Consider the following 25677-nt stretch of genomic DNA (forward strand, 5'->3'; position numbering starts at 1 on the left):
CCAACGAAGACCGGGGTTCGTGCGCGGTCGACAAGCAGACCGATGTCGCGGCGACGATGCGCGACGGCACGATCCTGCGCGCCGATGTGTACCGTCCGCAGACCAGCGATCCGGTGCCGGTGGTGCTGATGCGCACCCAGTACGGCAAATCCGCAGCCCAGATCCAGCCCTCGCGCTATCGACCGCCGGACTGGTTCGCCTCGCACTGCTACCTGGTGGTCGTCCAGGACGTCCGCGGCATCGGGAATTCCGAGGGCACCTTCACCGAATTCGGCAATGACACCCACGACGGCTACGACACGGTGGAATGGGCCGCGCGACTGCCCGGTTCGAACGGCAAGGTGGGTATGTACGGTTCGTCGTATGTCGGTGCCACGCAATGGCTTGCTGCCATCGAGACGCCACCGCATCTGAGCACCATCGTGCCCGCCAATACCGCCTCCGACTATTACGACGGTTGGACCTACGAGGGCGGCGCATACCGGCTCGGCTTCGTCGAACCATGGGCCATGGGCACCATTGGACTCGAATCCGCCGAGCAGCGTGCCGACAAGGCCACCGCGGACCAACTGGGCACGGATCTGCAGAACATCACCGCATGGCTGAATTACCGTCCGTACAAAGACTTTCCGCCGCTGCAACCGGGCAATCGGGCCGTCGCGCCGTGGTACTTCGACTGGATCCGCAACTCGGTGCGCAACGACTACTGGAAGCAGTGGAGCATCCGCGACCGCTACCCGAATGTGCGGGTGCCGGTGCTCGATATCGAGGGGTGGTACGACGCCTTCCTCGCGGGCGGCGTGGAGAACTTCACCGGCATGGTCGAGCGCGGCGGCGACCCGCAGGCGCGGCAGAACCAGCGATTGGTGATCGGCCCGTGGGACCACCTCGGTTGGGGACGGCCGACCTCGGCGATCGCGCCTCGACTCGAGCAGTTGGGGGCGGTCGGCGACAGCCCGATCAACGAGTTGATGCTCGCGTGGTTCGACCACTTCCTGAAGGGACAGGACAACGGCGTATCGGGTAAACCGCGCGTCGACTACTTCCTCATGGGCGCGAATCGCTGGAAGTCGGCGCCGAATTGGCCACTGCCGCAAACACAGTGGAAGGAATACTACTTCGCCGATAGTGGCGCCAACAGCGTGGCCGGGAGGGTCGGCAAACTGGTCGAGCGGGCGCCGAACGGACCCGCGGCGCTCGACCGGTACGTCTACGACCCGGCCTCCCCGGCACCGAGCATCGGCGGACATTCGTGCTGTTCGGTGGGCTCGGGCCCGCAGGGACCGTTCGACCAGTCGGCGGTCGAGCAGCGTTCGGATGTGCTCACCTATACGAGCGATCCACTCACTGCGGATACCGAGGTCACCGGTCCGATCACCGTCAAGTTGTGGGCATCGTCCACCGCACCGGATACCGACTTCGTCGCGCGGCTGGAAGTGGTCGCACCCGACGGATCGGCGGTCAACCTCAACAATGGCATCATCCGCGCCGCATTCCGGGACTCGCTGTCCGAACCCACCGCCCTGGTGCCCGGTCAGCCGTATGCGTTCACCATCAAGATCTGGCCGACGAGTTATCAGTTCAAGGCGGGCGACCGGATCCGGGTGGCCATCAGCAGCAGCGACTATCCGCAGTACGCGCCGAACCCGAATACCGGCGAACCCTTCGGCGACAGCGCCCGGACACAGCCCGCGACGCAGACCATCTATAAGGATGCCGAGCACCCGTCGTCGGTGGTGCTGCCGATCATTCCGGCCGGAAATAGCGGCTCGACCAGCTTCGACCTCGAGCCGGGTTCTTAGCCGCGCCGGACGCGGCGGTAGGTGGGCGCGGCAGCGGTCGCGGCGGCGAGTTCGCTGGTGAGCCAGTCCAACTCGCCGTCGGCGATCGCGGCGACGGTAATGCGCAGGTGGTCGCCGTGCGGGTGGTCCTCGACCTCGAAGGGGCGCCCGGGTGCGGCCTTGATACCCGCGGCGGCCAGGGAGATCATCGCCGCGTTCTCATCGGCGACCGGCAACCAGAGGTTGATGCCGTCACCACGGGCGACGGTGATGCCCCTGCGCGCCAGGGCACGGCGGAGTTCGGTTGCGCGCCTGCGGTATTCGGTGCGAGCGACGGCGACGGTACGCAGGGCGGTGTCGTCGTCGAGCATCGTGAGCAGCAGACGCTGTAGCAGGCGGCTGGTCCAGCCAGGGCCGAGCATGCGGCGATCGATCATCGGGTCGAGCAGATCGGCCGGACCGCCGACCACCGCGAGACGCAGATCCGCGCCGTGCGATTTGGAGTACGAGCGGATGTGCACCGTCTGGTTCGGCAGTCGCGATCCGAGGGAACGCAATGCGGTGGAGGCGATTCCGGCGGAGTGGTCATCCTCGATGACGAGGGTGCCGGTGCCCGCGAGGATATCGGTCAGTTCGCGCGTGCGGGTGGTGGTGAGCGAGGCACCCGTCGGATTCTGCGCACGGGGCTGCAGTATCACGGCGGTGACACCGTGCTCGGTCACGGCGCGGTCGAGATCGTCCGGTAGGAGGCCGGATTCGTCCATGCGAACCGGAATCGGCCGCGCCCCCAGACGGGCGAGCAGGTCGAGAAACGGTGGGAAGCAAGGATCTTCGACCGCGACCGCATCGCCGAGGCGGACATGACTGGTGAGCAGTCGGTCGATGGCGTCGAGTGCCCCGTCGAGCACCGCGAGACGTTCGGCGCGGAAGGGCCAGTCGGCGCGCACCTTGGCGGCCAGCTCCGGCAGCACGGCCGCATCGAGGTAGTCGGCGGCCAGACCGCCGCCGCGACCGTGCTCGGTGATCGTGTGCAATGCGGCGACCAGGTCCGGCAGTAGTTCCGGATCGGGGGTGCCGCGGGACAGATCGATGCGGAAGGCGCTATCCGAAGGGGGATGCAGGCGCTGGTAGCGGCCTGTCGGCGGTGCCGGACGGGTGGCGGGGCGTTCGCCGACGAATGTGCCCGCGCGCCCTCGCGCGACGATCGCGCCGGTGGCCGCCAGCGCCCGCCAAGCCTGGTTGACGGTGGCGGGGGAGACCCGCAACTCGCGGGCGACTTCGCGCACGGTCGGCAGCCTCGACCCGGGTGCGATGGCACCGGAACGAATCCGGCGGCTCACCGCGGCCGCGATTCCCGCCGGGGTTCGATCATCGAGATCGGTGTTGAACAGGCCGGACCCGGCTACGGCAGGTGCTTGCGGGGTGTCTCGCACATCGTCTGCGGGCACCTGCGGCGCGGTAGCGGGGTCGAAGTTCACAGCGTCATTCTGCGTCGGGCACAGCGCCGGAACGATGACCGGCCCCAAGGTTTACGGCTACGAAACTGTTTCCGCAATCTTGTAACACAACCGAATTGGTTCGCAGTGAAGTATAACAAAGCATGGGAATCGTTCGAGCCGCGCTCGTCCAGACCAACTGGACCGGCGATAAAGAGTCCATGATCAAGGCGCACGAGGACTACGCCCGTCAGGCCGCCGCGCAGGGCGCCAAGGTGATCTGCTTCCAGGAGTTGTTCTACGGCCCGTACTTCTGCCAATTGCAGGACGCGAAGTTCTATGACTACGCGGAATCGGTGCCCGGGCCGACCACCGAGCGATTCGCCGCCCTGGCCAAGGAACTGGACATGGTGATGATTCTGCCGGTGTACGAGCAGGAACAATCGGGTCTGCTCTACAACACCGCGGCGGTCATCGATGCGGACGGCAGCTACCTCGGCAAATACCGCAAACACCACATTCCGCAGGTCAAGGGGTTCTGGGAGAAATTCTACTTCCGACCGGGCAACCTGGGCTGGCCGGTCTTCGACACCGCGGTCGGCAAGGTCGGCGTCTATATCTGCTACGACCGGCATTTCCCGGAGGGCTGGCGCGCACTCGGTCTGGCGGGCGCGGAGATCGTCTTCAACCCCTCGGCCACCTCACGCGGCCTATCCGGCTACCTCTGGAAGCTGGAGCAACCTGCCTCTGCGGTCGCCAACGAATATTTCATCGGCGCCATCAACCGGGTCGGCATCGAGGAATACGGCGATGACGATTTCTACGGAACCAGCTATTTCGTGGATCCGGAAGGTAAATTCGTCGGAGACGTCGCCTCGGACACCGATCCCGAACTGGTGGTCCGTGACCTCGATATGGATCTGATCAAGGTGGTGCGCGACCGCTGGGCGTTCTATCGCGATCGCCGCCCCGACGCCTACGGACCACTGGTGGCTCCCTGAGGCTGGTGATATCGATATGACGAAAACCTTCATTCACGGCGGCACGGTGGTCTCGGCTACCGGATCGCAATTGCTCGATGTGCTGATCGACGGCGAAACCATTGTCGCGGTCCTGCAGCCCGGCTCCACCGCGCTCGGCGCCGACCTGACCGCATCCGCGGACGTGGTCATCGATGCGACCGGCAAATATGTGATCCCCGGTGGCGTGGACGGCCACACCCATATGCAGCTGCCCTTTGGCGGCACCGAGGCCTCCGACACCTTCGAGACCGGCACCCGCGCCGCCGCCTGGGGTGGTACCACGACCATTGTCGACTTCGCCGTGCAGAAGCCGGGGGAGCGGGTGCAGGACACCCTCGGTCTGTGGCATGAGAAGGCCGCGGGCAACTGCGCGATCGACTACGGATTCCATCAGATCATCGGTGAGGTGAACGACGAATCCCTCAAGGGCATGAGCGAATTGGTGGCCGAGGGCGTCACCAGCTTCAAATTGTTCATGGCCTATCCCGGCGTCTTCTACTCCACCGACGGCCAGATCCTGCGGGCCATGCAAGCGGCGGGCGACCTCGGCGCACTGCTGATGATGCACGCGGAGAACGGCATTGCCATCGATGTGCTGGTCGAACAGGCGCTGGCGCGCGGGGAGACCTCGCCGTACTACCACGGCGTGACCCGGCCGTGGCAGATGGAGGAGGAGGCGACCCACCGTGCGATCATGTTGGCGCAGTTGACCGATGCACCGCTGTATGTCGTGCATGTCTCGGCCAAGCAGGCGATGGAACAGATCGTCGCCGCACGGGGTAACGGGCAGAACGTCTTCGGTGAGACCTGTCCGCAGTATCTGTACCTCTCACTCGAAGAACAGTTGGGCGCACCGGGTTTCGAGGGCGCCAAGTGGGTGTGCTCGACGCCGCTGCGGTCGCGGGCCGAAGGGCATCAGGACGAGTTGTGGCGCTATATCCGCACCGGTGCGGTCACCTCGGTCAGCACCGACCACTGTCCGTTCTGCATGAAGGATCAGAAAGAGCTCGGCGTCGGCGATTTCAGCAAGATCCCCAATGGGATCGGCGGTGTGGAACACCGGATGGATCTGATGTTCCAGGGTGTGAAGAACGGCTGGATCTCGCTGGAACGCTGGGTCGAGGTGTGTTGCACCACGCCCGCGCGGATGTTCGGGATGTACCCGCGCAAGGGTGTCATCAGCCCGGGTGCGGATGCCGACATCGTGATCTACGACCCGAACGGGCACACCAGCATCGGATTCGGCAAGACCCACCACATGAATATGGACCACTCGGCCTGGGAGGGCTTCGAGATCGACGGGCACGTCGACACCGTGCTCTCGCGCGGCCGCGTGATCATCAATGACGGTGCGTATCTGGGCACTGCCGGGCACGGCAGGTTCATCATCCGCGAACTGTCGCAGAACTTGATCTGACGCCGCCGACTCGCACGGCCCGCGTTCTATTCGAAACGGCCGACGTTCTTGACCCGAAATGGAGAGTGCCGCATGGATATCGGTGTGGTGCTGCAATGCACACCTCCCGCCTCGCGGGTGGTCGAATTGGCCAGACAGGCAGAGACACACGGCTTTTCGCATGTGTGGACCTTCGATTCGCACCTGCTGTGGCAGGAGCCCTATGTCATCTACAGCCAAATTCTCGCCGCCACCCGCAAGGTCGTCGTCGGCCCGATGGTCACCAATCCGTCCACCCGGGACTGGACGGTCACCGCGTCGACCTTCGCGACGCTCAACGATATGTTCGGCAACCGCACCATCTGCGGTATCGGGCGCGGCGACTCCGCGGTCCGCACCCTCGGCGGCAAACCGGCCACCTTGGCGACATTGCGCGAAGCGATCGAGGTGATCAGGGAACTCGGCAATGGCCGCAGCGCCCGCGTCGACGACACCATCGTGCGCTTCCCGTGGGCCAGTGCCTCGCGGCTGGAAGTGTGGGTGGCCGGATACGGGCCGCGTGCGCTCGAGCTGACAGGTGAGGTTGCGGACGGATTCATCCTGCAGCTGGCCGATCCGGATATCACCGCGTGGACGATCGCCCGGGTCCGTGCTGCTGCCGAGCAGGCGGGCCGCGATCCCGGATCGGTGAAGATCTGTGTTGCGGCACCGGCCTACGTCACCGACGGATCCGCCGCCGCGATGGCGCACGCCCGCGAACAGTGCCGCTGGTTCGGCGGCATGGTCGGCAATCACGTCGCCGATATCGTCGCGAAATACGGTACCGACGGCGATATTCCGCATGCGCTCACCGATTACATCGCGGGCCGCCGCGGCTACGACTACAACGAGCACGGCCGGGCGGGCAATGCGCACGCCGAATTCGTGCCGGATGCGATCGTGGACCGCTTCTGCCTGATCGGCACGCCCGACGAGCAACTGGCCCGGCTGCACGAACTGGAGAAGCTCGGCGTCGACCAGTTCGCGGTCTACCTCCAGCACGACGCCAAGACGGCCACGCTGGAGGCGTACGGGGAGTCGGTGCTACCGCGGTTGGCGCATCCGGTCACCGCGACGGAGGGCGCCGAGTGATCGCCGCGATGGTGGTGACCCTCGCGCTCGCGGAGTCCGCGGCGGAGCCGGTTGCGGTATCGGCGGGTGATCGATGAGAGCGGGAGCAATGCGGGCACGGCAGGTCGGCTATGCGGTCGGCGTTGCGGTGCTGGTCATCGCGGTCTGGGAGCTCGTCAAGTACTTCGTGCCCGAGCGCGGGGTGAGCATCGGTGACACCCGGATCCTGCCGCGCACGAGTGATGCTGCGCTGCCGCATGTTTGGTCGGTCATTACCGTACTCGGCGATAAGGACGGCACCGGCACCGTCGGTGCGACACTGCTGCGCACGGCCGGATTCACCTTCGGGCTCGCGATGCTGGCACTGGCGATCGGCACCCTGGTCGGCACAGCCCTCGCGGTGGTGATGCAGCGCTTCGCCTTCGTCGAGCGCGGATTGCTGCCCTATATCGTGGTCTCGCAGACGGTTCCGCTGATCGCGCTGGCGCCGCTGGTGGCCGGATGGGGCGGCAAGATCGTCATCGCCGGGCAGCCGTGGCGGCCGTGGATGAGTATCGCGGTCATCGCGTCGTATCTGGCCTTCTTCCCGGTCGCGGTCGGCATGCTGCGCGGCCTGCAGGCACCGTCGAAGGCGTCGGTGGAACTGCTGCACAGCTACTCGGCCAGTTGGTGGGAGACATTGGTGCACTTGCGGTTTCCCGCCGCGGTGCCGCATTTCCTGCCCGCACTGCGCTTGGCCGCGGCGGCATCGGTGATCGGTGCGGTGGTCGCGGAGATCTCCACCGGTACAGCGGGTGGTATCGGCCGCCAGATCATTGTCTTCGCACAGCAGGCCACCGGCGACGCGGCCCGGCTGTACGCGGCCGTGCTCGCCGCGGCACTGCTCGGTGTTGCCGTCACCGCCGTCGTCGGCCTGGCCGAACTGGCACTACGTCGTTACAGCCGTCCCGCCGGGGCGCGCGGCTCTTCAGGAGGTACCCGTTGACCGGGAAAGTGGAATCGGCCGCCACGCACACCGAGGCGGCCGACGAGCCGATCGAGGCATCGGATCCGGTCGGCGTCGAGGCCGATGATGTCGCGGCGGTCGACCTCACGAATGTCGGGAAGATCTTCGACGCGGGTTCGGTGACCGCGCTGGCCGATGTATCGCTGAAAGTGCGCGCGGGGGAGTTCGTCTCGCTGATCGGGCCGTCGGGCTGCGGTAAATCCACCCTGCTGCGCATCATCGCCGATCTGGAACAGCCGACCAGCGGCGGCCTGACCGTACACGGCAAATCCGCTCGGCAGGCCAGGATCGACCAGGACTACGGCATCGCCTTCCAACAGGCCGGCCTGCTCGACTGGCGCACCGTACAGGCCAATGTCGAACTGCCCCTCGAACTGCACCGGGTCCCCAAGGCCGAAAGACGCAAGCGCAGTGCGGAACTCCTGGAAATGGCCGGTCTCACCGATTTCGCCCACCGCTATCCGGCGGAACTGTCCGGCGGCATGCAACAGCGCGTGGCGATCGCCAGGGCATTGGCCCGCAAGCCTTCGCTGCTGCTGATGGACGAACCATTCGGCGCGTTGGACGAAATGACCCGCGAACGCATGCAGGGCGAGCTACTGCGCATCGCCGGAGAGACCGGTGCCGCGGTGGTCTTCGTGACGCACTCGATTCCCGAGGCGGTCTTCCTCTCCGACCGCGTGGTGGTCATGTCACCGCGGCCGGGCCGCATCACCGAGATCGTGCCGACCGGCGGCTGGGGCCGTGAGGCGGGCGTCAGCGGCGACGATATCCGTTCCAGCGAGGCCTTTTTCGAGGCCGTCGCCGCGGTTCGCACCGCGCTGCGCGGTGGACACGAGGCAACCGACATCATCGTGGCGGGACGGGATATGCGATGAGAACCTGGCTACCACCAGTAGTTTTCGGCGTCGGCGGCCTGGCGCTGTGGCAGGTGCTGACCGTAGTGGCCGGCGTGCCCTCGTTCCTGCTGCCCGCACCCTCCGCGATAGCGAAACAGTTCAGCGAGAATTTCGACCGCATCGTCGATGCCGCCACCGCCACCGGCACCAATGCCCTCATCGGATTACTGGTCGGCGCCGTCCTCGGCATTGTCGCGGCCATGCTGGCGGTGCGGTTCCGGCTGGTCGAGGGCCTATTGACGCCGCTGGCCGCCGCGGCGGCCGCGGTACCGATCGTCGCGCTCGCCCCGCTGCTGAATTCGATGTACTCGACCACCACCGACATTCCGCGCCGCATGGTGGTCGCGATTGTGGTGTTCTTCCCGATGTTCGTCAGCACCGCGCGTGGTCTGCGGCAGGTTCCGCAGGTGCATGCCGATCTGATGACCTCGTATGCGGCGGGCGGCTGGCAGATCACTCGCATGGTGCGCTTGCCCGCCGCGCTGCCGTACCTGTTCACCGGTCTGCGCATTGCGGCGCCGGGGGCGGTGATCGCGGCCATCATCGCCGAATACTTCGGCGGCCTGCAGAACGGACTCGGCAGTCGGATCACCTCGGCCGCGGCGAATACCGCCTATCCACGTGCGTGGGCCTATGTGGTCGGCGCCATGATCGTCGGCCTGCTCTTCCTCGCCGTCGTGCTGATCCTCGAACAACTGACCCGCCGACCTCGGACCATCGTGATTCGTAATATCTTTGGGAGATCGAAATGAGAAGTAACACAGGGCGTTTGCGTGCTTGTCTCGCGCTGGCGGCGTTGGTGGCGGCCGCGCTGACCGGCTGCAGCACCACCGACAACAGCTCGGGGACCACCGCCGAAGGGCTGACCAAGGTCCGGTTACAGCTGCAGTGGTTCAAACAGGGCCAGTTCGCCGGTTATCTGGCCGCCGTGGACCAGGGCTTCTACCGGGAGCAGGGCCTATCCGTCGAAATCCTCGACGGTGGTACCGATATCGTGCCGCAGACGGTGCTGGCGCAGGGCCAAGCCGATTACGCGATCGCCTGGGTGCCCAAGGCGCTCGCCTCCCGTGAGGCCGGGGCGGGCATTACCGAAGTGGCCCAGGTCTTCCAGCGCTCGGGCACCAAGCAGGTCTCGTTCAAGTCCGACAATATCTCGGGCCCGGCCGCACTGCGCGGCAAGACCGTCGGAAACTGGGGCTACGGCAATGAATTCGAGCTGTTCGCCGGAATGACGAAGGCGGGCATTGATCCGGCCAAGGACGTGAAGCTGGTCCAGCAGCAGTTCGATATGAACGCCTTCCTCGCCAAGGACATCAATGCCGCCCAGGCCATGTCCTACAACGAGTACGCCCAGCTGCTGGAGACAAAGAATCCGGCTACCGGAAAGCTCTACACCGCAGACGATTTCGCCACCATCGACTGGAACGATGAGGGCGTGGCCATGCTGCAGGACGCGATCTGGGCGAATTCGGAGCGGCTGAAGGATTCGAAATACCAGGACCAGACCGTGAAATTCATCACGGCCTCGCTCAAGGGCTGGGTGTTCTGCCGCGACCATGTCGACAAGTGCCGCGATATCACGGTGGCCGCGGGCAGCACCCTCGGCTCGACCCATCAGCAGTGGCAGATCAATGAGGTCAACAAGCTGATCTGGCCCTCGCCCAACGGTGTCGGCATGATCGATAAGACCGCGTGGGACCGCACCGTGAAAATCGCCAAGGAGACCAAGAATCAGGAGGGTGTCACGGTGCTGAAGAAGGATCCCGACGCGGGCGCGTTCACCAATGAATACGTCACCAAGGCATTGGATCTGCTGAAATCCGGTGGCACCGACGTCACCGGATCGGGATTCACGCCGCAGCAGGTGACGCTGACCGAAGGCGGCAAATAGGTGGTCGATCATGTCTTCTATCCCTGGAGCGCCCAGGCCACACTGAATCCGGTCCCGATCGTCGGCGCGTCGGGTTCGTGGTTCTGGGAGGAGAGCGGTAAGCGCTACCTCGACTTCTCCTCCCAACTGGTGAATGTCAATATCGGCCACCAGCATCCGGATATCGTCGCCGCGATCATCGAACAGGCGCAGAAGCTCACCACCATCTCGCCGACCGTCGGCAATGAGGCGCGCAGCGAACTGGCCAGGCTGATCGTCGAACGCGCACCCGGCGAGCTGAATCGCATACTGTTCACCACCGGTGGTGCCGAGGCCGTCGAACATGCGGTGCGACTGGCACGCAGTTACACTGGCCGCACCAAAATGCTGGCCGCCTATCGCTCCTATCACGGCGGCACCGGTGTCGCCATCGGTCTGACCGGTGAGCCGCGGCGTTGGGGTGCGGAGCCGACCAATGTCGACGTGGTCCGCTTCTTCGGGCCGTATCCCTACCGATCTCCTTGGGAAACAACAACTCCCGAGGAAGAGACGGCGGCGGCGCTGCGGCATCTGCGCCAGGTCATCGAGTTGGAGGGGCCGCAGCACATCGCTGGGCTGATCATGGAGACCGTCGTCGGCACCAACGGTGTTCTGGTGCCGCCGCCCGGATATCTCGCCGGTGTGCGGGCGCTGTGTGACGAATTCGGCATCGTCTATATCGCCGATGAGGTGATGGTCGGATTCGGCCGGGTCGGCGAGTGGTTCGCGGTGCAGGCCTTCGGCGTGGCACCCGACATCATCACCTTCGCCAAGGGCGTGAACTCCGGCTACGTCCCGCTCGGCGGTGTGCTGATGGCCGAGCGGATCGCTCAGCGCTACGACAATACGGTCTATCCCGGCGGGCTGACCTACGCGGGCCACCCCCTGGCCTGCGCGGCGGCCGTCGCCTCGATCGGTGTCTTCGAACGCGACGGCATTCTCGACCATGTCCGCTCGGTCGGCGCCGATGTGCTCGGAAAGGGGCTGGCGGACTTGGCATCTCGCCATCCCAGTGTCGGCGAGGCGCGGGGTCTCGGATTCTTCTGGGCGCTGGAGCTGGTGCGCGACCCGCAGACCAGGGAACCGCTGATTCCGTTCGCCGCCGCGGGTTCGGCCGCCGAACCGATGAACCGGGTCACCGCCGCCGCCAAGGAACGCGGGCTGTGGCCGTTCAACGCGGGCAACCGCTTTCAGATCGCACCGCCGCTCACCACGACGGCGGATGAGCTGCGCACCGGATTGGATATTGTCGACGAGGTGCTCGATATCGCCGACGAATACGTACGGTAGTGGCAGGCCGCGCGGACCGACCATGCGGGTAGTCCGCGACGGCCATTTCCCGCTAGATTCGATACGTCCACCTCGGAACTCCTCCAGGAGCTGGCGTGACCGATATCGAAGATCGTCAGAAGCTGGCCACCTCGCCTGAGGAGCGTCCGGCGCTGGCGCTCGCGGGTGTCGGCGCGGTCGCGGCGCTGGCGCTCGCGGTCCTGCTGTTCTCCGCGAGTCGGTACGACTACTTCGGCGATGAGCTGTATTTCCTCGCGGCGGGGCGGCGGCCCTCGTTCGGTTACGCCGATCAGGGGCCGGTGCTGCCGATGCTGGCGCGCCTGATGGACACGATCGCGCCGGGCAATTTCTTCGTGCTGCGGCTGCCGGTGGTGGCGCTGACCGTGCTCGGTGTCGTGCTGTGCGCGGTGATAGCGCGGGAACTCGGCGGCGGCCGCGGTGCGCAGATCTTCGCCGCGATCGGCTACGCGACCTCGCCGTACCTGCTGCTCCAGGGCAAGATGCTGACGACCAATGCGGTCGATACCGTGCTCTGGGTGATCATCACCTGGCTGATCGTGCGCTGGGTGCGGACCCGCCGCGATCGCCTGCTGCTGTGCGCGTCCCTGGTGACCGCGGTCGATATGCAGGTGAAATGGTTGATTCCGTTCTTCTGGATCGCCGTCGCGGTGGCTTCGCTGATCTGCGGCCCGCGCGAACTGGTGCGGCGGCCGCTGTTGTGGCTCGGCGGGGCGATCGTGGTCGCGGCGACGGTGCCGTCACTGATCTGGCAGGCACGCCAGGATTGGCCGCAGCTGTCGATGGGCGGGGTGATCAGCAGCGAGCAGGGCATTCTCGGCGGTCGGGTGATGTTCGTGCCGCTCGCGGTCCTGCTGGCCGGGTACTTCGGCGCGGTGCTGCTGATGTACGGCGTGTGGGCATTGCTGTTCCATACCTCGCTGCGGCCGTACCTGTTCCTCGGCGCGACCCTGCTGATACTGGTCGCCACCTTTCTGGTGGTCGGCGGGCGGATCTACTACATGGCCGGGATGTACGGCGTGGTGCTCGCCGCCGGTGCGGTCGGTCTCCATGAATTGGCGTGTCGACTGGATCCCGTACCGCGACGCTGGGTCGCCGGTGCCGGTGCTGCGCTCGCCGCGGTGGCCACGGGCTTTCTGCTGTGGTCGACTCCATGGCGCGGCGCCGCCCAGGTCGAGCCGCCCGCCAATGCCGCCGAGGCCGCCATCAATATCGGCGTCTACGGCGAATTCGGCTGGCCGGAGCTGACCTCCGCCGTCAGCAAAGCCTATGACTCGCTCACCCCGGCCGAACGCACCGACGCCATCATCGTCACCGACACCTACTGGCAAGCCAGCGCGCTGGACCAATTCGAGCGCGCCAACCTGCCCCCGATCTACAGCCCCAGCCGCGGCTTCGGATACTTCGGCACACCCCCCGACACCGCGTCGGCAGTCATCGCCGTCGGCGTCAACGATGGCCTCCTGCACTGGGATTTCGACAACTGCGCACCGGTCGCCAAGGTGGACAGCCGAATCGGCTACCCGGGCAACACCCAGGACGTCACGGTATGGACCTGCACCGGCCTGCGTCATTCGTGGTCCGAGGTGTGGCCGAACTGGATGCACCTGTAATCGGTTCAGTCGCGCGCCCCAGGTGCGCCGGGTTTCGGTCGGCCGGTGCGGACCGAAACCCGGCGGCCATGGTTAATTGGAAGCCATGACATCTGGGCAGACCGAGATCTGGCACAACCCGCGGTGCACCAAGAGCCGCAACGCGACCACGCGCCTGGACGAGGCGGGCGTCGCGTACACGGTGCGGCGCTACCTCGACGATCCGCCGACCGCTGCGGAACTGCGCGCCGTGCTGAAGCGGCTGGGAGCCGAGCCGTGGGACATCACCAGGACAGGTGAGGAGATCGCCAAGGATCTGGGCATGTCCGGATGGGGACGCACCCCGGCCGATCGGGATAAGTGGCTCGAGGCGCTGGCAACACATCCCAAGCTGATCCAGCGCCCGATCGTGCTCACCCCGGACGGTGGCGCGGTGGTCGCGCGGGACGAGGAAACGCTGCGTTCGTTGAGCTGATCCGAAACCCCTGATATCGGCCTCGATTCGGCCCGCCTTTCGGTGCGAATCAGCCGGTAGGGTCGGCGTATGAAGGTACAACTGCGTCATAGTCCGGCCTCTGCGGTCGCTCGGTGCTTCCTCGCGGGCGGTGAGCCGATGCGGGTCGAGAGCGGCGCCATGGTCGCGCATTCGGCGGGAGTTTCGTTGCAGGCCAAGGCCGAAGGCGGCATCCTCGCCGGGCTGAAGCGCTCGGTGCTCGCGGGCGAATCGTTTTTCGTCTCGACCTTCACCGCACCGCCGCAGGGCGGCTGGGTGGACGTGGCGCCCGCGCTACCCGGTGACATGCTGAATCTGCAGATCACGCCCGATCGACCGTTCTTCATCAGCCGCGGCGGCTGGATCGCGAATTCGCACGGCGTGCAGGTGGAGGGCAAGTGGGGTGGTTTCGCGAACCTGTTCGGTGGTGAGGGCGGATTCGGTCTGCGCGCGCACGGCGACGGTGAGGTGGTCGTCGGTGTGTTCGGCGCGATCGATGTTATCGATCTGCAGCCGGGTGAGCCGGTCACCATCGATACCGGGCATGTGGTGGCCTATGACCTGGCCATGAACTTCACCATCCGGCGCGCGGTCTCCGGGCGGTCCATCCAGTCGCTGAAGTCGGGCGAGGGCTTCGTCTTCGACTTCACCGGACCCGGCCGGGTCCTGCTGCAGACCCGCAATCCGGGCGCCTTCGCCGCCTGGGCCGGATCGGTGGCGTCCTCGGGGTAGTCGCCCGACTTCACGGTCTCCTTACCTGCTGGACATCTCGATCATGCAGACTGCAACTTTCATATCGGGTCCAGCAAGGGAATGTACATGGAGCTCCTCGAAGTCGTCGCAAACCTCTTTACCCAGGTCATGGGTGCTATGAGCGGCAGCGCCGCCTGACGGATTTGCGGCTCATCGGCCCATCAGGTCTACGACCTGATGGGCCGATGCCACATCAGGCGAGAAGTTGGCCGGTGAGGATGCGGGTGTCGGGTACGAACGACCACGTCGGATCGGCCAGATGCGCGCGGAGTTCGGCATCGGTCCACCACCAGCCGTCCGCGATCTCCTCGGGCTGGTGGCGAATGGGTCCGTCGTAGCGCAGCTCATAGGCGAACAGATGACAGCGCATCGGTGCGCCCTGCCAGCTGCCGTCCCAGGACGCGCGGGCCCGTAGCGATAGCGGGGGCGCGTCGGCGGGCAGCATGATGCCCAGTTCCTCGGCGAGTTCACGCACCGCGGTCTGCGCCGGGGTCTCGCCCGGATCGACGACACCACCGGCCAGGCAGTCGTGCATGCCAGCGAACACCATCTTGGTCTCGGTGCGGCGGTGCACATAGATCCGTTCACCGTCGCCGGAGCGCACCAGCACGCCCGCGCTGGCATGCCAGATCCCGTCGCGATAGACGGTGGCCCGGTCGGCCGAGCCGATCTCGCGGCCCGCGGCGTCATAGACGGCGATCATCTCCGAGTGAGGGTGCACAGCCACCGGTCGAGGGTAACCTGATCACCGCACTCCACCCTGAGAGAGGACCGCTCCCGATGGTGCTTCCGCGAGCACTTGCGAAATTGAACCGCCATGTCACCAATCCGATCCTGGGCCGATTGGCCGGTCGGGTTCCGCCGATGAGCATGGTCGTCCACAAAGGACGAAAATCCGGGCGCCCCTATAGAACTCCGGTGTTGGCGTTCGACGGCGACGGCGTCTACCGCATCGCGCTGACCTACGGCCGCGATGTCGACTGGGTCAAGAACATCACGGCCGCAGGCGGTTTCGAGCTCGAGACCAAGCGCACGGTCGTGCTGCTCATCGATCCGGTGGTGCAGAACGACCCGTCGGCGCGGTGGGCGCCACCGGTCATCCGGCAGGCGCTGAAGGTGATGTCGGCCACCTACTACTTGCAGGCTCGTCAGGCGTAAGCAGCCCCTGTCGAATCACCGAAACCCGCTGTCCCAGTGGGCAGGGGGTTTCGGCATCGATAGCGCCTCAGACGCGCTCGCGCGGATCCAGCACTACCTGCGCGCCCGGCGTGGCCGCGACCTGCAGGGTGCGCAGCCGCAGCAGCGCCGGGTGCTCCTCCAGCAGGCGTGCGGTATTGGCGAGCGAGCGCAGCGCGGCCGCCTCCGCACGGGCCCGTTCGAGTTCGGCACGGCCGCGCTCCTTGGCGAGCACGGTTTCCAATGCCGCCCTGCGCAATTCACCCGGCAACATCAGGTCACGGGCAGTGACCCCGTCCACGCGCACACCGAGTCCGGTCACGGCCGTGGCGATTTCGACGAGATCACCGACGAGCAGCCCGCGGTCGGCGACGAGCTCATCGAGGGTGTGGCCCGCGACCGCTCGGCGTGCGGCATCCTGCACCGCGGCATAGAGCACCTGCTCCGGGTACTGTGCGCCGGTGGTGAATTGCTCCGGGGCGGTGACCTGCCAGTTCACCGCATAGCTGACCCGCAGCGCGAGACCGTCGCGAGTGAGCAGTTCCTGGCCGCTGACGGTCAGCAGCCGGGGGCGCATATCCACGACGATCAGTGTGCAGCGCCTGTTGTCATAGCGGTGGCGTCCCGGCTCGAGCACTCGCTCGAGTGTGCCGTCCCGGTACAGCAGCGTCCGCTGCCATGCCATAACCGTCGTGTACATATTCTCACTCCTCCCGCGGTGTGTGTCGCTGTCTGCCTTGCTATTTCGAATGTCACCCGGTCCCGGTCACGGAATCGCGGCGGGGGCGTCCCGCGGCCGGAGCCGCGGAGCCCGCAGAGCCGCTTGCCGTATCCGACCGGAATCGGGTGGCATCGCAGAGGAATCGAACCCCATCCAGGCTTTTCGCCCTTCGCCAGGTGCGAGAACGAGCCCGACACGGGGAACGCGGGCCGGAGATTCCGGTGCGCCCCTTGACTCGATCTTCGACAACCATAGGCATCACGACCGGGGCGCGCGAATGATTTATTACCGCCGCTGCCGCTCGGGTTTCACACCGGGTTTCGGGGCCGCGGCAACACGACGCGCGGCGACCTGCGTTGCCTCGGCGGCTGTTTCGACATCGAGGCGCCGGTAGACGACATGCTGTTGCGCCAGCGTCCACGCATTGTTGGTGACGAAGTACAGCAGGATCGCCACCGGCAGCATCGCGCCGCCGACAATCGCGGCGGCGGGGAACACCCACAGGCTGAGGGTGCGCATGAAGGGAATCGCCGTGGTCCCGGTCTGGCGGCCCATTGCCGCGCGTGCGGTGAAATGCGTTGCGACAGCGGCGATCAGCATTAGCGGTAGCGCCACGATCGCCACGGTGGAGAGCAATTCGCCCGCACCGGCGAGCGTTGCCGACAGCGGCGCACCGAACAGGTCGGCGTGCAGAAACGACTGCACATCGGTGGGGCCGAAGAGATAATTCGCGGTGGCGGCATTCTGTTCGGCGGTCATGGCCGCGGCACGGCCGACCGGTAGGTAGTCGAAGGTGCCGGTGCGGTCGAATGAGCGCAGCACATGGAACAGTCCGATGAAGACGAATACCTGGGCGACCAGCGGAATCAGGCTGGTGAAGGGATTGACGCCGTTATCGGTGAACAGCTGTTGGATTTCGGTGTTCTTGCGACGTGGATCGTCTTTGTATTTCTGCTGAATGGCTTTGACGCGCGGCTGCAGTCGCTGCATGACCGCCTGGGTGCGGGCCTGTTTCAGGAATGGAAAGAACAGCGCGGCCCGCAGTGTGATGACGAGAAATATCACCGCGAGCACCCAGGCGATGCCACTGGCGGGGCCGAGGGCGGCGGCAAAGGCGGTATGCCACACCCAGAGAATGGCGGACACCGGATAGTAGATGAAGTCGAGCATGGGAGCACCTGACTGTGCGAATGTGCGCACGTCGATGGGAAAGGTCGGCCGATCGCCTGAAGACCAGGCGGTACGCAGCGACTCGCGAGCAGTCGCTACGCGGCGGCGGATCCGGGTGCTCGGGGGCGCGGCCGTCCCGCGGTGTCGGGATTGCTCTGGCGTAGGAAGGAACCCCGGCGGCGGCGCTGCGCCGACGGCGGCGGACCCGAGTGGGCCAGCGCCACCGGCAGCTGCGGGCTCCGCAATGCGACCAGTGTCAGGGCCAGCGATGCGGCGATGACACCGAAGACGGCCAGTGCCGCCGGTTCATTCGCCGGAGCCGTCAGGGCGAATGCGGGGACGACGAGTGCGACAACCGCAAACGCCACCAGATGTACCCGCGAGAACATGCCAAGAGCTTACCGGCCGTCGACCCATCCCGGCGATATAGTGACCCGGCGCTCACCGAATTGATGATGTCCTCATCTATCGAAGGAGCAGTGCCGTGAATTCGTACGACTCTTTCTCCGATGACCCGGCGAGTTCCGAATATGCCGACTACGACCCGCGCCACTACGGTTTCGCGGGATCACCGGAGATCATGCCCCCATCGGTCCGCATGGCCCGAGCCCTGTCCTGGTTCCTGGCCGGACTCGGTGTGGCACTGGTCGGCGTCTCGATCATTACCGGGAATCCGGATCTCGGTGGCGCGATCGCATTCGGTTATCTGTCCGCCTGGCTGCTCGGCGGTGTCGCCTTCGCCTTCGCCATGGTAGGCCGGACTGTGCAGGTGGTCGGCGTTGCGCTCGCGGCCGTTTCCGGAACCCTGTGCCTCGGTCTGATGGCCGTCGGCCCGCTGCCGGGTTTGACGGGCCTGTGCCTGTCGTTCGCCATCATCGTGCTGCTGTGCAAGCGCGAATCCACGGCCTGGTTCCTGCGGCATCGATCGGCCACGTAGGGACTACATTTCGCAGCCGCCGTCCGCTGTGAACGGGTAGACGAGTTGGTCGACGTAGGCGGTCGGGTAATCGGGTTTTGCGGCCATGCCGAGGTCTTCAGTGCCGAAACGTCGCGCCGGGTCATAGGAGTAGGTGCGCAATAGGTGGTCCCAGATCAGCGTGAACAGGCCGAAATTGACATCGCCGATACCGGCGAACTTCAGGTGATGGAAGCGATGGCCCTCGTTCAGCGCCAGCAGGTATTTGGCCGGTCCGCTGCGGTAGTCGGCATTGGAGTGCTGCAGCAGCAGTTGGATCGCTACCGAAAGGGCAAGGGCGGCAGCCACATTCGACGGTAGCCCGATCAGGATGAGTGGTGCGACACCGGCCGCCATTTCCACGGTCTGGTGCAGTGGATGTTTCATCAGACCATTGAGGCCGTAGCACCGTTTGACGCTGTGGTGCACGGCGTGGAAGCGCCACAGGAACCCGATCTTGTGACTGGCCAGATGCACCAGGGTGATGCCGAGATCCGCGATCAGGATGGCGATCAGGACCTGGCACAGGAACGGCCACGATATCGGCCAGATGCCGGGAGCGGGCACGATGGCGGCGAGCAACGGGATCGCGGCGACGCTGAGCAGAATGAGCATTTCATTGACGAAGGCGTGGATGCGATCGCGCAGGGTGTCGTTCAGGTCGTGATTCCACTCGGCCCGGTACGGAATCACCCGCTCCACCAGAAATGACGCGATGATCGCGACCGCGAGCACGAGCAACAGCCAAAACTTCGGTGCACCAATCGAACTCAGTGCGATGCCGATGCCGTTCAGGCCGATCAGCAGAAAGGGCACGTACCCGTAGCGTGCCAGACGCCGTATGGGGGTGCGGATAACGGTGGTCATGGGGCCAAGCCTGGTCGGCGAGGCCCGCGATCACTTGAACGATTCGGTCGACCTAGGGTGCGTCGCCGAGATCCCACTGGACGTGGCGGCTCAGTGCCGACGGGGGCAGACCGAAGGTGCGGCGGCAAGTGCGGGTCAGATGGGAGCTGTCGGCGAATCCGGCGGCGTGGGCGGCGGCGGTCAGGTCGTCGCCGGAGCGGACGCGGGAGATCGCCACATGTAGTCGGAGCCACAGTATGTACGGGCGCAATGGAATTCCGACCTGCTCGGTGAACAGATGGGTGAGCCTGGTCGCGGAGATGCCGACCCGACGCGCGACCTCCGCGCCGCGGATCGGTCCGTCGCCGACCAGCGACGGCAGCAGCTCGAGCACCTCGGTGACCGCCTCGTGGCGGCCCCGCTCGATATTCTGCGAATCATCGCGTTCGAGATCGTCGACGACCTCGGCGACCAGCTCTGCCAGGGTTTCCCGCTCCGGATCGATCGGCAGCGAATGAGCGCTGTCGGCCCAGCCGTAGTTGTGGGCCCTGCGGTCGGCGGCCGCCCCCGCGACGGATTCGGGGTCGAGATAGATGGCGGTGCCGCGTTCGGCGCCGGAGGCAATGCGATGCGGTGCGTCGGCGGGCACGATCACATGGGTGCCGTGATGCCGATTGCCGCTGGCATCCACCACGACCACCGGCGTGTACGCGGCGAGCACCTGTACGGCGTGGTGGGCGTGCAATGCGGTGGGGCCGATGCTGCCGCCGAAGGCCAACACGCCAGCGCGCAGCAGTGCGGTACCTTCCCAATGCAATTCACCGGGAGTCCCGGAGGCATAGTGCACGGATCGGGCGGAGGTGGCTGCCCCGTTGGTAACCAGAGCCTTCATCATCGGACGCTCCCGGGTGACTGCGAATCCCGAATCGGATCCCTCACGGAGACTATCCCGGTCACACGGCCGCTGTCAGGGTAACGGCGACGGGTTCGAGGAACTCGGCGATCAAGGCACGGGCAGTAGGGGGTCCGGGAATCGGGCGCGCGGGAAATGCGGGAGGTCGCCGCCCGCGTTTGTGCAGGAAGTCGCGCCACCATAGCCGGGGTCGGCCGAGTGCGCGTTCGGGCAGTCAGGGGGCGAAGTCGGCAGACTCGAGACGGCGGGCCAGCCGGGCCGCGGACAGGGTCATGGCATCGGCGGGACGGTGCGGGTCCAGGCCGGTGAGTTCGTGTACGCGGGACAGCCGGTAGGTCACGGTGTTGCGATGCACGCTGAGTTGTCGCGCCGTCGCCAACTGGTTGAACCCGCTGTCGACGAACACCTCCAGTGTCTCCGCCAGCATCGGCTGGGTGTCGAGGGGGGCGAGCACCGAGGCCAGGCCCGGGCGGGCCGCATCGCTGACCGCGACCGTGTACTCGAACTGCAAATTCGTTCGGCGGCAAAGGATTTCGCGACGTTCCAGGCAGCGGCCCAATTCGGCGAGCACCCGCGCCTCGGCGAATTTTGCCGGAATCTCCGCCCTGCTCGCCGCCGCGCCGACACCGACCCAGTACGGCGGCGACTGATCGGGCTGATGAGCGGGCAGTCGCGAAGTGAGGCCGCCGAGTGCGGCACTGCCGTCGTCGCCGGGTTGCAGCGAGATCAGCGCGGTCCATCCGCCCGCGTCCAGCCGCAGGAAGACTCCCGGAATCGCCTCCACCCGGTGCCGCAGCGCCGACGCGCGCCCGCCACGGGTGCCGCACAGGCGGAAGACCGCGACGAGAAAGGCATCGGCGACCGGAATGACCGGATCATTGGCCCACTCGACCGGGTCGCGCCCGGTGAGCAGGGCGTCGGCGATGCCGCGGCGCCGTTCCACCAGTTCCCAGCGCGGATCGTGTACGCGCTGGGTGGCCGCGGTGGCGATGCGGGTGGTCACCAGCGTGATGTACTTCAGCAGCACCAGTGCGGCATCGAGCATCAGGTCCAGCTCGGCGGCGGTGGCCGATTCGCGCAGCCGCTCCCAGATGAAGGCCGCGCCGAGGCGATAGCGGTCCAGGACTTCCGGCAGGGGTGTGCCATCGCGGAGCCGGTCCATGGCCAACTCCACGAGCTCCCTGGTGTCCTCCTCCGAGGGGTCGGTGCCCCCGCGCAGATACTCGAAGAACAGATCGACATTGAGCTTGGTGCCGCGCGCGAAATCGGTCTGCACCAGTGACTGCGGTAGCCGCGGATACGGCGGCATCGACGCGTAGAACCCGTCGACCAGTGCTGCGGCTCTGCGGTGCAGATCATCGAAGGCTCGGGTCCGCGTTGGCATCATATGAACTTCTCCGTCCCGGACTTACGAGTACAAGCGCTCGATCGTAGCCGGGTAGCGGGCGGCGATCGGGGTGCGTTCGAGTTTGCCGGTCGCCGTCAGGACATCGCTGCCCGGCTCCCGCACCTCGGGTAGCACGATGCACTTCTTGATCTGCTCCACCCGGGAGAGTTTGCCATCGGCGGCGGCCGCACCTTGCTCGATTGCCGCCAAGACCTCCGGATTCTTCGCCAATTCGGCGAAGGTGGTCGCAGTGAGCCGGTTGAGAGATGGCCAGCGCTGCTGCGGTATTGGGGGACAGGTAATTTCGGCCCGGGCTACCCAGACGGTTCGTTGACGTTCTCGGCGAGATTATCGGTCGATACGGCGGTGACCTGGGCCGTACCGGAGTTGCGGACACGCCGGATCGGTCTGCTTCTCGCCTGGATTCGGGTCCGCCGCCGATGCCGAAGTCGTATCGTGAGACTCGGCGAGCAGGACCTGCCGTGACCCCGTGAACGGGTCCGGTTGTGATGGGACGGTCGCCTCGCCATCCGCGGATAGAAAAACCTGCGCCGCGAGAGCGAGGAGCGAGCCGTGCTGGAAGAGCGAGCAGCCTTGACTGCAACCACCGAGGGAGTGCTGGAATATATCTGCGCCGAAGAAGTCGAATACGTCGATATTCGATTCTGCGACGTTCCCGGTGTACAGCAACATTTTTCGATTCCGGCCGTAGCGTTCGGTGCGGATCTGGTCGATAACGGGATCGCCTTCGACGGTTCGTCGGTGCGCGGCTTCCAGTCGATCCACGAATCGGATATGTTGCTGCTGCCGGACCTGCGCACCGCGCAATTGGATCCGTTCCGTGCCGCGAAGACATTGAATCTGAACTGCTTCGTCCACGATCCGCATACCCATGAGGCCTATAGCCGTGATCCGCGCAATATCGCGCGCAAGGCCGAGGAGTATCTGAAGAGCACCGGCATCGCCGATACCGCCTATTTCGGCCCGGAAGCGGAGTTCTACATCTTCGATGCCGTGCGCTACGACACAAAGATGAACGGTGCCTTCTACGAGGTGGATTCTTCCTCCGCCGACTGGAACACCGGTGCCAAATACAATCCGGACGGCTCGATCAACCGCGGCTACAAGGTGCGCGCCAAGGGCGGCTATTTCCCGGTGGCTCCCTACGACGCCGACGTCGACGTGCGCGATCGGATGTGCACCAATCTGCAGAACGCGGGCTTCGAATTGGAGAAGGGGCACCATGAGGTCGGCACCGCGGGCCAGGCCGAGATCAACTACAAATTCAACACCCTGCTGGCCGCCGCCGATGATCTGCAGCTGTACAAGTACATCATCAAGAACACCGCGTGGGCCGAGGGCAAGACCGTCACCTTCATGCCCAAACCGCTGTTCGGCGATAACGGTTCCGGTATGCACGTGCACCAGTCCCTGTGGCTGGACGGAACGCCGCTGTTCTACGACGAGTCGGGCTATGCGGGTCTGTCCGATCTGGCCCGGCATTATATCGGCGGCCTGCTACGCCACGCGTCGTCATTGCTCGCCTTCACCAACCCGACCGTGAACTCCTATAAGCGCCTGGTTCCGGGCTTCGAGGCCCCGGTCAATCTCGTCTACAGCCAGCGCAATCGCTCGGCGGCCGTCCGCATTCCGGTTACCGGTGCCAATCCGAAGGCCAAGCGCCTCGAATTCCGCTGCCCCGATTCTTCCGGAAATCCCTACCTGTCCTTCGCCGCCATGATGATGGCCGGTCTGGACGGTATTCGCCGCAAGATCGAACCCGCCGCGCCGATCGATAAGGATCTCTACGAACTCACTCCCGAGGAGTCCGCCGAGGTCACCCAAACCCCACCCAGCCTCGACAGCGTCATCGACCGTCTGGAAGCCGATAACGACTACCTCACCGAAGGCGATGTCTTCACCGACGACCTCATCCAAACCTGGATCCGGCTCAAGCGCGACAACGAGATCGCCGAAATCAACGTTCGTCCGCACCCCTACGAATTCGAACTCTATTTCGACGTATAGGCCCGTACCGGATCAGTCGATATGCAGTTCGCCATTGATGGTGGTGAAGGCGGTGGGGGTGAGGCCGAACATGGCGCGGAAGGTGTCGCTGAAATGTGACGGGGAGGCGAAGCCTGCGTCGACGGCGGCTCGGGTGAGGTCATGGCCCGCGGCATAGGCCTTGGCAACGCGGAGCATCCGCGCCCATTGCACATAGCGGCGGAAGCTGGTGCCGGTCTGTTCGGCAAAGGTGCGCAGGAAGTAGGACGTGGATAGTCCTGCGGCACTTGCCTTTTCGGCGGCACGCTGCTGTTGGGTCGGATCGGCGCGGATGGCCTCGGCGACGGCGGCGATGCGGGGATCGCGGATGGTGGGGACCGGGATGCTGGCCAGGTCGAGTAGCCGGTCGATATCCGGTGCCGGATCGGCGCACAGTTCGATCAACTCGGCCTCGTGCCGGTGGTCGGTGCGGTATCCATTGACGGTGCGCCGCATGCCGCCGAGGCAGCGGGCCATGCTGGTCGAGGTCGGGTCGAAGAAGCAGAAGAGCTTGGGGACGTCGGTATCCAGGACGTGGTGGGTGACCCGGGCGCGGAACAGAAAACTGCGGGCGCTGATATCCGGAGCGTCGGTGACGCGGACGCGGAATGGGCCGTCCAGTCCCACCCCGAGACTGGCGATCGCGGTGGAGTGCGCCCCAAGGGCCATCCCGGGCCCGATGTAGATCGCGTGCCCGAGCCGTAGCCACAGCCGCGCCGGAGTGATCGCCGTGTCGAGAGCGCACGTTTCTGGAAGTGCCGACCGCGTCATATCCGCGACGATACCCAAAGACGCAGGACAGACAGGAGATCAAGGATGAAGCTGGATAGCGAAGCGGAGTCGAGCTTCGAACTGCGGGAGGTGACAGTCGACGGTGCGCGGCTGCGCTATGTCGATATCGGGCAGGGTGATCCGCTCGTGCTACTGCACGGCTGGCCGGAAAGCCACGCCGCGTGGCGACACCAGATCGGGCCGCTCGCCTTATCGCGCCGGGTCATCGTGCCGGACTGGCTCGGATGGGGTGCCTCCGACCGGGATGAGGCGCTCAGTTGTGACTATGACAGCGAGGTCGAACGTATCGGCCGCATGCTGGATGCCCTCGGCCTGGATCGCGTCGACCTGGCCTGTCACGACTACGGCGGCTTTCTCGGATCGGGTTTTGTGCAGCGTCATCCGGAACGGGTGCGCCGCTTCGCGATTCTGAATTCGCGGGCCCATGGCGTTTTTACGCTGCCGTACTACATTTTGTTCGGATTGCTGACGGTGTTTGCACGCACTGCACTGCTGCGTGCGCTGCTCACCGCGCGACCGATCCGCTGGGTGCATCGCATGGGTCTCGCAAGCTACGTGCGCAACGGGTCCTTCGACACCGCTCAATTGGACCGGTACCTCGCTTTCCTGAATACTGCCGCGGGCCGCCGCTGGTACGCGCACTTCTGGTCCGGCTACCGCGCCCGGATCCGGCCGGAATTGGCCGCCGGACTCGATGCCATCGACTGCCCGACGACCGTGATCTGGGGCGACCGCGATCCGGCCATCCCCATGCGCACCGCCGAGGAACTCGCCGACCGCATCCCGTACGCCACGCTCGTCCGCATCGACGGCAGCCATTTCATCATGGAAGAACGCCCCGACGAGGTCACCGCGGCATTGCAGGCCTGGCTCCTGCGCCCGGCCATCCGCTGAGGGTGACTTCTACTGGAACCTCCGTGCCAGGGGCGTCCAGCAGTGCGGGCCCCGAATACTCGTGTGCTGGTT

Annotated in this window: 26 protein-coding genes; 16 read left to right on the forward strand and 10 right to left on the reverse strand. The window is 65.7% G+C overall.

From position 1 onward, the window contains the following. The first annotated feature begins 56 nt into the window (after nt 1-56). Nucleotides 57-1802 carry a CocE/NonD family hydrolase gene (locus tag ACWEO2_RS01005; protein WP_452403695.1) on the forward strand — a complete coding sequence of 582 codons (1746 nt, stop codon included), beginning with the start codon at nt 57-59 and terminating at the stop codon, nt 1800-1802. On the opposite strand, the gene ACWEO2_RS01010 is transcribed toward ACWEO2_RS01005, so the two are convergent. Further along, the gene (locus tag ACWEO2_RS01010) at nt 1799-3259 is read right to left on the reverse strand and encodes an aminotransferase class I/II-fold pyridoxal phosphate-dependent enzyme (RefSeq protein WP_452403450.1); all 1461 of its coding nucleotides are present in this window, start codon (nt 3257-3259) and stop codon (nt 1799-1801) included. The two genes, ACWEO2_RS01005 and ACWEO2_RS01010, sit on opposite strands and share 4 nt — an antisense overlap. A 122-nt stretch (nt 3260-3381) precedes the next feature. On the opposite strand from ACWEO2_RS01010, the gene ACWEO2_RS01015 reads away from it, so the two are divergent. The 11 genes from ACWEO2_RS01015 (at nt 3382) to ACWEO2_RS01065 (ending at nt 14684) form a co-directional block, all read left to right on the forward strand. Beyond that, nucleotides 3382-4218 carry a nitrilase-related carbon-nitrogen hydrolase gene (locus ACWEO2_RS01015; RefSeq protein ID WP_452403451.1) on the forward strand — a complete coding sequence of 279 codons (837 nt, stop codon included), beginning with the start codon at nt 3382-3384 and terminating at the stop codon, nt 4216-4218. Between the two features lie 16 nt (nt 4219-4234). Continuing rightward, a complete protein-coding gene (gene hydA, locus ACWEO2_RS01020; RefSeq protein ID WP_452403452.1) occupies nt 4235-5656 on the forward strand; it encodes a dihydropyrimidinase in 1422 nt (473 codons plus the stop codon). Nucleotides 5657-5728: 72 nt separating this feature from the next. Then, complete coding sequence (locus tag ACWEO2_RS01025) at nt 5729-6766, forward strand: TIGR03842 family LLM class F420-dependent oxidoreductase (RefSeq protein ID WP_452403453.1); 1038 nt, start codon at nt 5729-5731, stop codon at nt 6764-6766. A gap of 88 nt (nt 6767-6854) precedes the next feature. After that, the gene (locus ACWEO2_RS01030) at nt 6855-7730 is read left to right on the forward strand and encodes an ABC transporter permease (protein ID WP_355178935.1); all 876 of its coding nucleotides are present in this window, start codon (nt 6855-6857) and stop codon (nt 7728-7730) included. Continuing rightward, on the forward strand, nt 7727-8629 hold the full coding sequence (locus ACWEO2_RS01035; protein ID WP_452403454.1) for an ABC transporter ATP-binding protein: 903 nt from the start codon (nt 7727-7729) through the stop codon (nt 8627-8629). The genes ACWEO2_RS01030 and ACWEO2_RS01035 overlap by 4 nt, the downstream gene beginning before the upstream one ends. Next, the gene (locus ACWEO2_RS01040) at nt 8626-9402 is read left to right on the forward strand and encodes an ABC transporter permease (protein WP_452403455.1); all 777 of its coding nucleotides are present in this window, start codon (nt 8626-8628) and stop codon (nt 9400-9402) included. The genes ACWEO2_RS01035 and ACWEO2_RS01040 overlap by 4 nt, the downstream gene beginning before the upstream one ends. Next, nucleotides 9399-10541 carry an ABC transporter substrate-binding protein gene (locus ACWEO2_RS01045; RefSeq protein WP_452403456.1) on the forward strand — a complete coding sequence of 381 codons (1143 nt, stop codon included), beginning with the start codon at nt 9399-9401 and terminating at the stop codon, nt 10539-10541. Before ACWEO2_RS01040 ends, ACWEO2_RS01045 begins: the two co-directional genes overlap by 4 nt. Then, nucleotides 10542-11849, forward strand: coding sequence for an aminotransferase class III-fold pyridoxal phosphate-dependent enzyme (locus ACWEO2_RS01050; RefSeq protein ID WP_452403457.1), 1308 nt, complete (start codon nt 10542-10544; stop codon nt 11847-11849). A gap of 95 nt (nt 11850-11944) precedes the next feature. After that, complete coding sequence (locus ACWEO2_RS01055) at nt 11945-13480, forward strand: glycosyltransferase family 39 protein (protein ID WP_452403458.1); 1536 nt, start codon at nt 11945-11947, stop codon at nt 13478-13480. A gap of 85 nt (nt 13481-13565) precedes the next feature. Next, nucleotides 13566-13934, forward strand: a complete 369-nt coding sequence (locus tag ACWEO2_RS01060) for an arsenate reductase family protein (RefSeq protein ID WP_452403459.1) — start codon at nt 13566-13568, stop codon at nt 13932-13934. A 69-nt stretch (nt 13935-14003) separates the two neighbouring features. Beyond that, nucleotides 14004-14684, forward strand: a complete 681-nt coding sequence (locus tag ACWEO2_RS01065; protein WP_354957996.1) for a TIGR00266 family protein — start codon at nt 14004-14006, stop codon at nt 14682-14684. A gap of 214 nt (nt 14685-14898) precedes the next feature. On the opposite strand, the gene ACWEO2_RS01070 is transcribed toward ACWEO2_RS01065, so the two are convergent. Further along, complete coding sequence (locus ACWEO2_RS01070) at nt 14899-15408, reverse strand: NUDIX hydrolase (RefSeq protein ID WP_452403696.1); 510 nt, start codon at nt 15406-15408, stop codon at nt 14899-14901. 77 nt (nt 15409-15485) lie between these two features. Between ACWEO2_RS01070 and ACWEO2_RS01075 the strand changes: the two genes are divergently transcribed. Continuing rightward, complete coding sequence (locus ACWEO2_RS01075) at nt 15486-15863, forward strand: nitroreductase family deazaflavin-dependent oxidoreductase (RefSeq protein WP_452403460.1); 378 nt, start codon at nt 15486-15488, stop codon at nt 15861-15863. Nucleotides 15864-15930: 67 nt separating this feature from the next. Here ACWEO2_RS01075 and ACWEO2_RS01080 read toward each other — a convergent pair whose 3' ends face one another. The 3 genes from ACWEO2_RS01080 to ACWEO2_RS01090 form a co-directional block, all read right to left on the reverse strand. After that, nucleotides 15931-16581 (reverse strand): slipin family protein, encoded by a 651-nt coding sequence (locus ACWEO2_RS01080; RefSeq protein WP_452403461.1) that lies wholly within the window; start codon nt 16579-16581, stop codon nt 15931-15933. A gap of 306 nt (nt 16582-16887) precedes the next feature. Then, nucleotides 16888-17772: a membrane protein insertase YidC gene (gene yidC / locus ACWEO2_RS01085; RefSeq protein WP_452403462.1), complete on the reverse strand. Its 885-nt coding sequence runs from the start codon at nt 17770-17772 to the stop codon at nt 16888-16890. Nucleotides 17773-17867: 95 nt separating this feature from the next. Beyond that, complete coding sequence (locus ACWEO2_RS01090; protein WP_452403463.1) at nt 17868-18161, reverse strand: DUF6412 domain-containing protein; 294 nt, start codon at nt 18159-18161, stop codon at nt 17868-17870. Between the two features lie 95 nt (nt 18162-18256). Here ACWEO2_RS01090 and ACWEO2_RS01095 point away from each other — a divergent pair, with 95 nt between their 5' ends. Then, nucleotides 18257-18709, forward strand: coding sequence for a hypothetical protein (locus ACWEO2_RS01095; protein ID WP_452403464.1), 453 nt, complete (start codon nt 18257-18259; stop codon nt 18707-18709). Nucleotides 18710-18712: 3 nt separating this feature from the next. Here the strand turns inward: ACWEO2_RS01095 and ACWEO2_RS01100 are convergent, their stop codons facing one another. The 4 genes from ACWEO2_RS01100 to ACWEO2_RS01115 all read right to left on the reverse strand — a co-directional run bounded on the left by ACWEO2_RS01100 (nt 18713) and on the right by ACWEO2_RS01115 (nt 22104). Then, complete coding sequence (locus ACWEO2_RS01100) at nt 18713-19594, reverse strand: sterol desaturase family protein (protein WP_452403465.1); 882 nt, start codon at nt 19592-19594, stop codon at nt 18713-18715. Nucleotides 19595-19646: 52 nt separating this feature from the next. Next, the gene (locus ACWEO2_RS01105; protein WP_452403466.1) at nt 19647-20465 is read right to left on the reverse strand and encodes a helix-turn-helix domain-containing protein; all 819 of its coding nucleotides are present in this window, start codon (nt 20463-20465) and stop codon (nt 19647-19649) included. A 235-nt stretch (nt 20466-20700) separates the two neighbouring features. Next, complete coding sequence (locus ACWEO2_RS01110) at nt 20701-21873, reverse strand: PucR family transcriptional regulator (protein ID WP_452403467.1); 1173 nt, start codon at nt 21871-21873, stop codon at nt 20701-20703. A 21-nt stretch (nt 21874-21894) separates the two neighbouring features. Then, a complete protein-coding gene (locus tag ACWEO2_RS01115) occupies nt 21895-22104 on the reverse strand; it encodes a fatty-acid--CoA ligase (RefSeq protein ID WP_452403468.1) in 210 nt (69 codons plus the stop codon). A 363-nt stretch (nt 22105-22467) separates the two neighbouring features. On the opposite strand from ACWEO2_RS01115, the gene glnA reads away from it, so the two are divergent. Next, nucleotides 22468-23901, forward strand: coding sequence for a type I glutamate--ammonia ligase (gene glnA / locus ACWEO2_RS01120; protein ID WP_452403697.1), 1434 nt, complete (start codon nt 22468-22470; stop codon nt 23899-23901). Between the two features lie 12 nt (nt 23902-23913). Here glnA and ACWEO2_RS01125 read toward each other — a convergent pair whose 3' ends face one another. Beyond that, entirely contained in the window at nt 23914-24690 is a 777-nt protein-coding gene (locus tag ACWEO2_RS01125; RefSeq protein WP_452403469.1) for a helix-turn-helix domain-containing protein, read from the reverse strand. Between the two features lie 45 nt (nt 24691-24735). Here ACWEO2_RS01125 and ACWEO2_RS01130 point away from each other — a divergent pair, with 45 nt between their 5' ends. Continuing rightward, nucleotides 24736-25605, forward strand: a complete 870-nt coding sequence (locus ACWEO2_RS01130; protein ID WP_452403470.1) for an alpha/beta fold hydrolase — start codon at nt 24736-24738, stop codon at nt 25603-25605. The last annotated feature ends 72 nt before the right edge of the window (nt 25606-25677 follow it).

It is taken from the genome of Nocardia sp. NPDC004278, from assembly GCF_053602975.1.

Excerpts from the sequence above, each read along its gene's own strand:
- ACWEO2_RS01005 (WP_452403695.1), top strand. The coding sequence starts at position 57 with ATGCGCGACGGCACGATCCTGCGCGCCGATGTGTACCGTCCGCAGACC.
- ACWEO2_RS01015 (WP_452403451.1), top strand. The coding sequence starts at position 3,382 with ATGGGAATCGTTCGAGCCGCGCTCGTCCAGACCAACTGGACCGGCGAT.
- hydA (WP_452403452.1), top strand. The coding sequence starts at position 4,235 with ATGACGAAAACCTTCATTCACGGCGGCACGGTGGTCTCGGCTACCGGA.
- ACWEO2_RS01025 (WP_452403453.1), top strand. The coding sequence starts at position 5,729 with ATGGATATCGGTGTGGTGCTGCAATGCACACCTCCCGCCTCGCGGGTG.
- ACWEO2_RS01030 (WP_355178935.1), top strand. The coding sequence starts at position 6,855 with ATGCGGGCACGGCAGGTCGGCTATGCGGTCGGCGTTGCGGTGCTGGTC.
- ACWEO2_RS01040 (WP_452403455.1), top strand. The coding sequence starts at position 8,626 with ATGAGAACCTGGCTACCACCAGTAGTTTTCGGCGTCGGCGGCCTGGCG.
- ACWEO2_RS01045 (WP_452403456.1), top strand. The coding sequence starts at position 9,399 with ATGAGAAGTAACACAGGGCGTTTGCGTGCTTGTCTCGCGCTGGCGGCG.
- ACWEO2_RS01060 (WP_452403459.1), top strand. The coding sequence starts at position 13,566 with ATGACATCTGGGCAGACCGAGATCTGGCACAACCCGCGGTGCACCAAG.
- ACWEO2_RS01065 (WP_354957996.1), top strand. The coding sequence starts at position 14,004 with ATGAAGGTACAACTGCGTCATAGTCCGGCCTCTGCGGTCGCTCGGTGC.
- ACWEO2_RS01070 (WP_452403696.1), bottom strand. The coding sequence starts at position 15,408 with ATGATCGCCGTCTATGACGCCGCGGGCCGCGAGATCGGCTCGGCCGAC.
- ACWEO2_RS01075 (WP_452403460.1), top strand. The coding sequence starts at position 15,486 with ATGGTGCTTCCGCGAGCACTTGCGAAATTGAACCGCCATGTCACCAAT.
- ACWEO2_RS01080 (WP_452403461.1), bottom strand. The coding sequence starts at position 16,581 with ATGTACACGACGGTTATGGCATGGCAGCGGACGCTGCTGTACCGGGAC.
- yidC (WP_452403462.1), bottom strand. The coding sequence starts at position 17,772 with ATGCTCGACTTCATCTACTATCCGGTGTCCGCCATTCTCTGGGTGTGG.
- ACWEO2_RS01090 (WP_452403463.1), bottom strand. The coding sequence starts at position 18,161 with ATGTTCTCGCGGGTACATCTGGTGGCGTTTGCGGTTGTCGCACTCGTC.
- ACWEO2_RS01100 (WP_452403465.1), bottom strand. The coding sequence starts at position 19,594 with ATGACCACCGTTATCCGCACCCCCATACGGCGTCTGGCACGCTACGGG.
- ACWEO2_RS01105 (WP_452403466.1), bottom strand. The coding sequence starts at position 20,465 with ATGAAGGCTCTGGTTACCAACGGGGCAGCCACCTCCGCCCGATCCGTG.
- ACWEO2_RS01110 (WP_452403467.1), bottom strand. The coding sequence starts at position 21,873 with ATGATGCCAACGCGGACCCGAGCCTTCGATGATCTGCACCGCAGAGCC.
- ACWEO2_RS01125 (WP_452403469.1), bottom strand. The coding sequence starts at position 24,690 with ATGACGCGGTCGGCACTTCCAGAAACGTGCGCTCTCGACACGGCGATC.
- ACWEO2_RS01130 (WP_452403470.1), top strand. The coding sequence starts at position 24,736 with ATGAAGCTGGATAGCGAAGCGGAGTCGAGCTTCGAACTGCGGGAGGTG.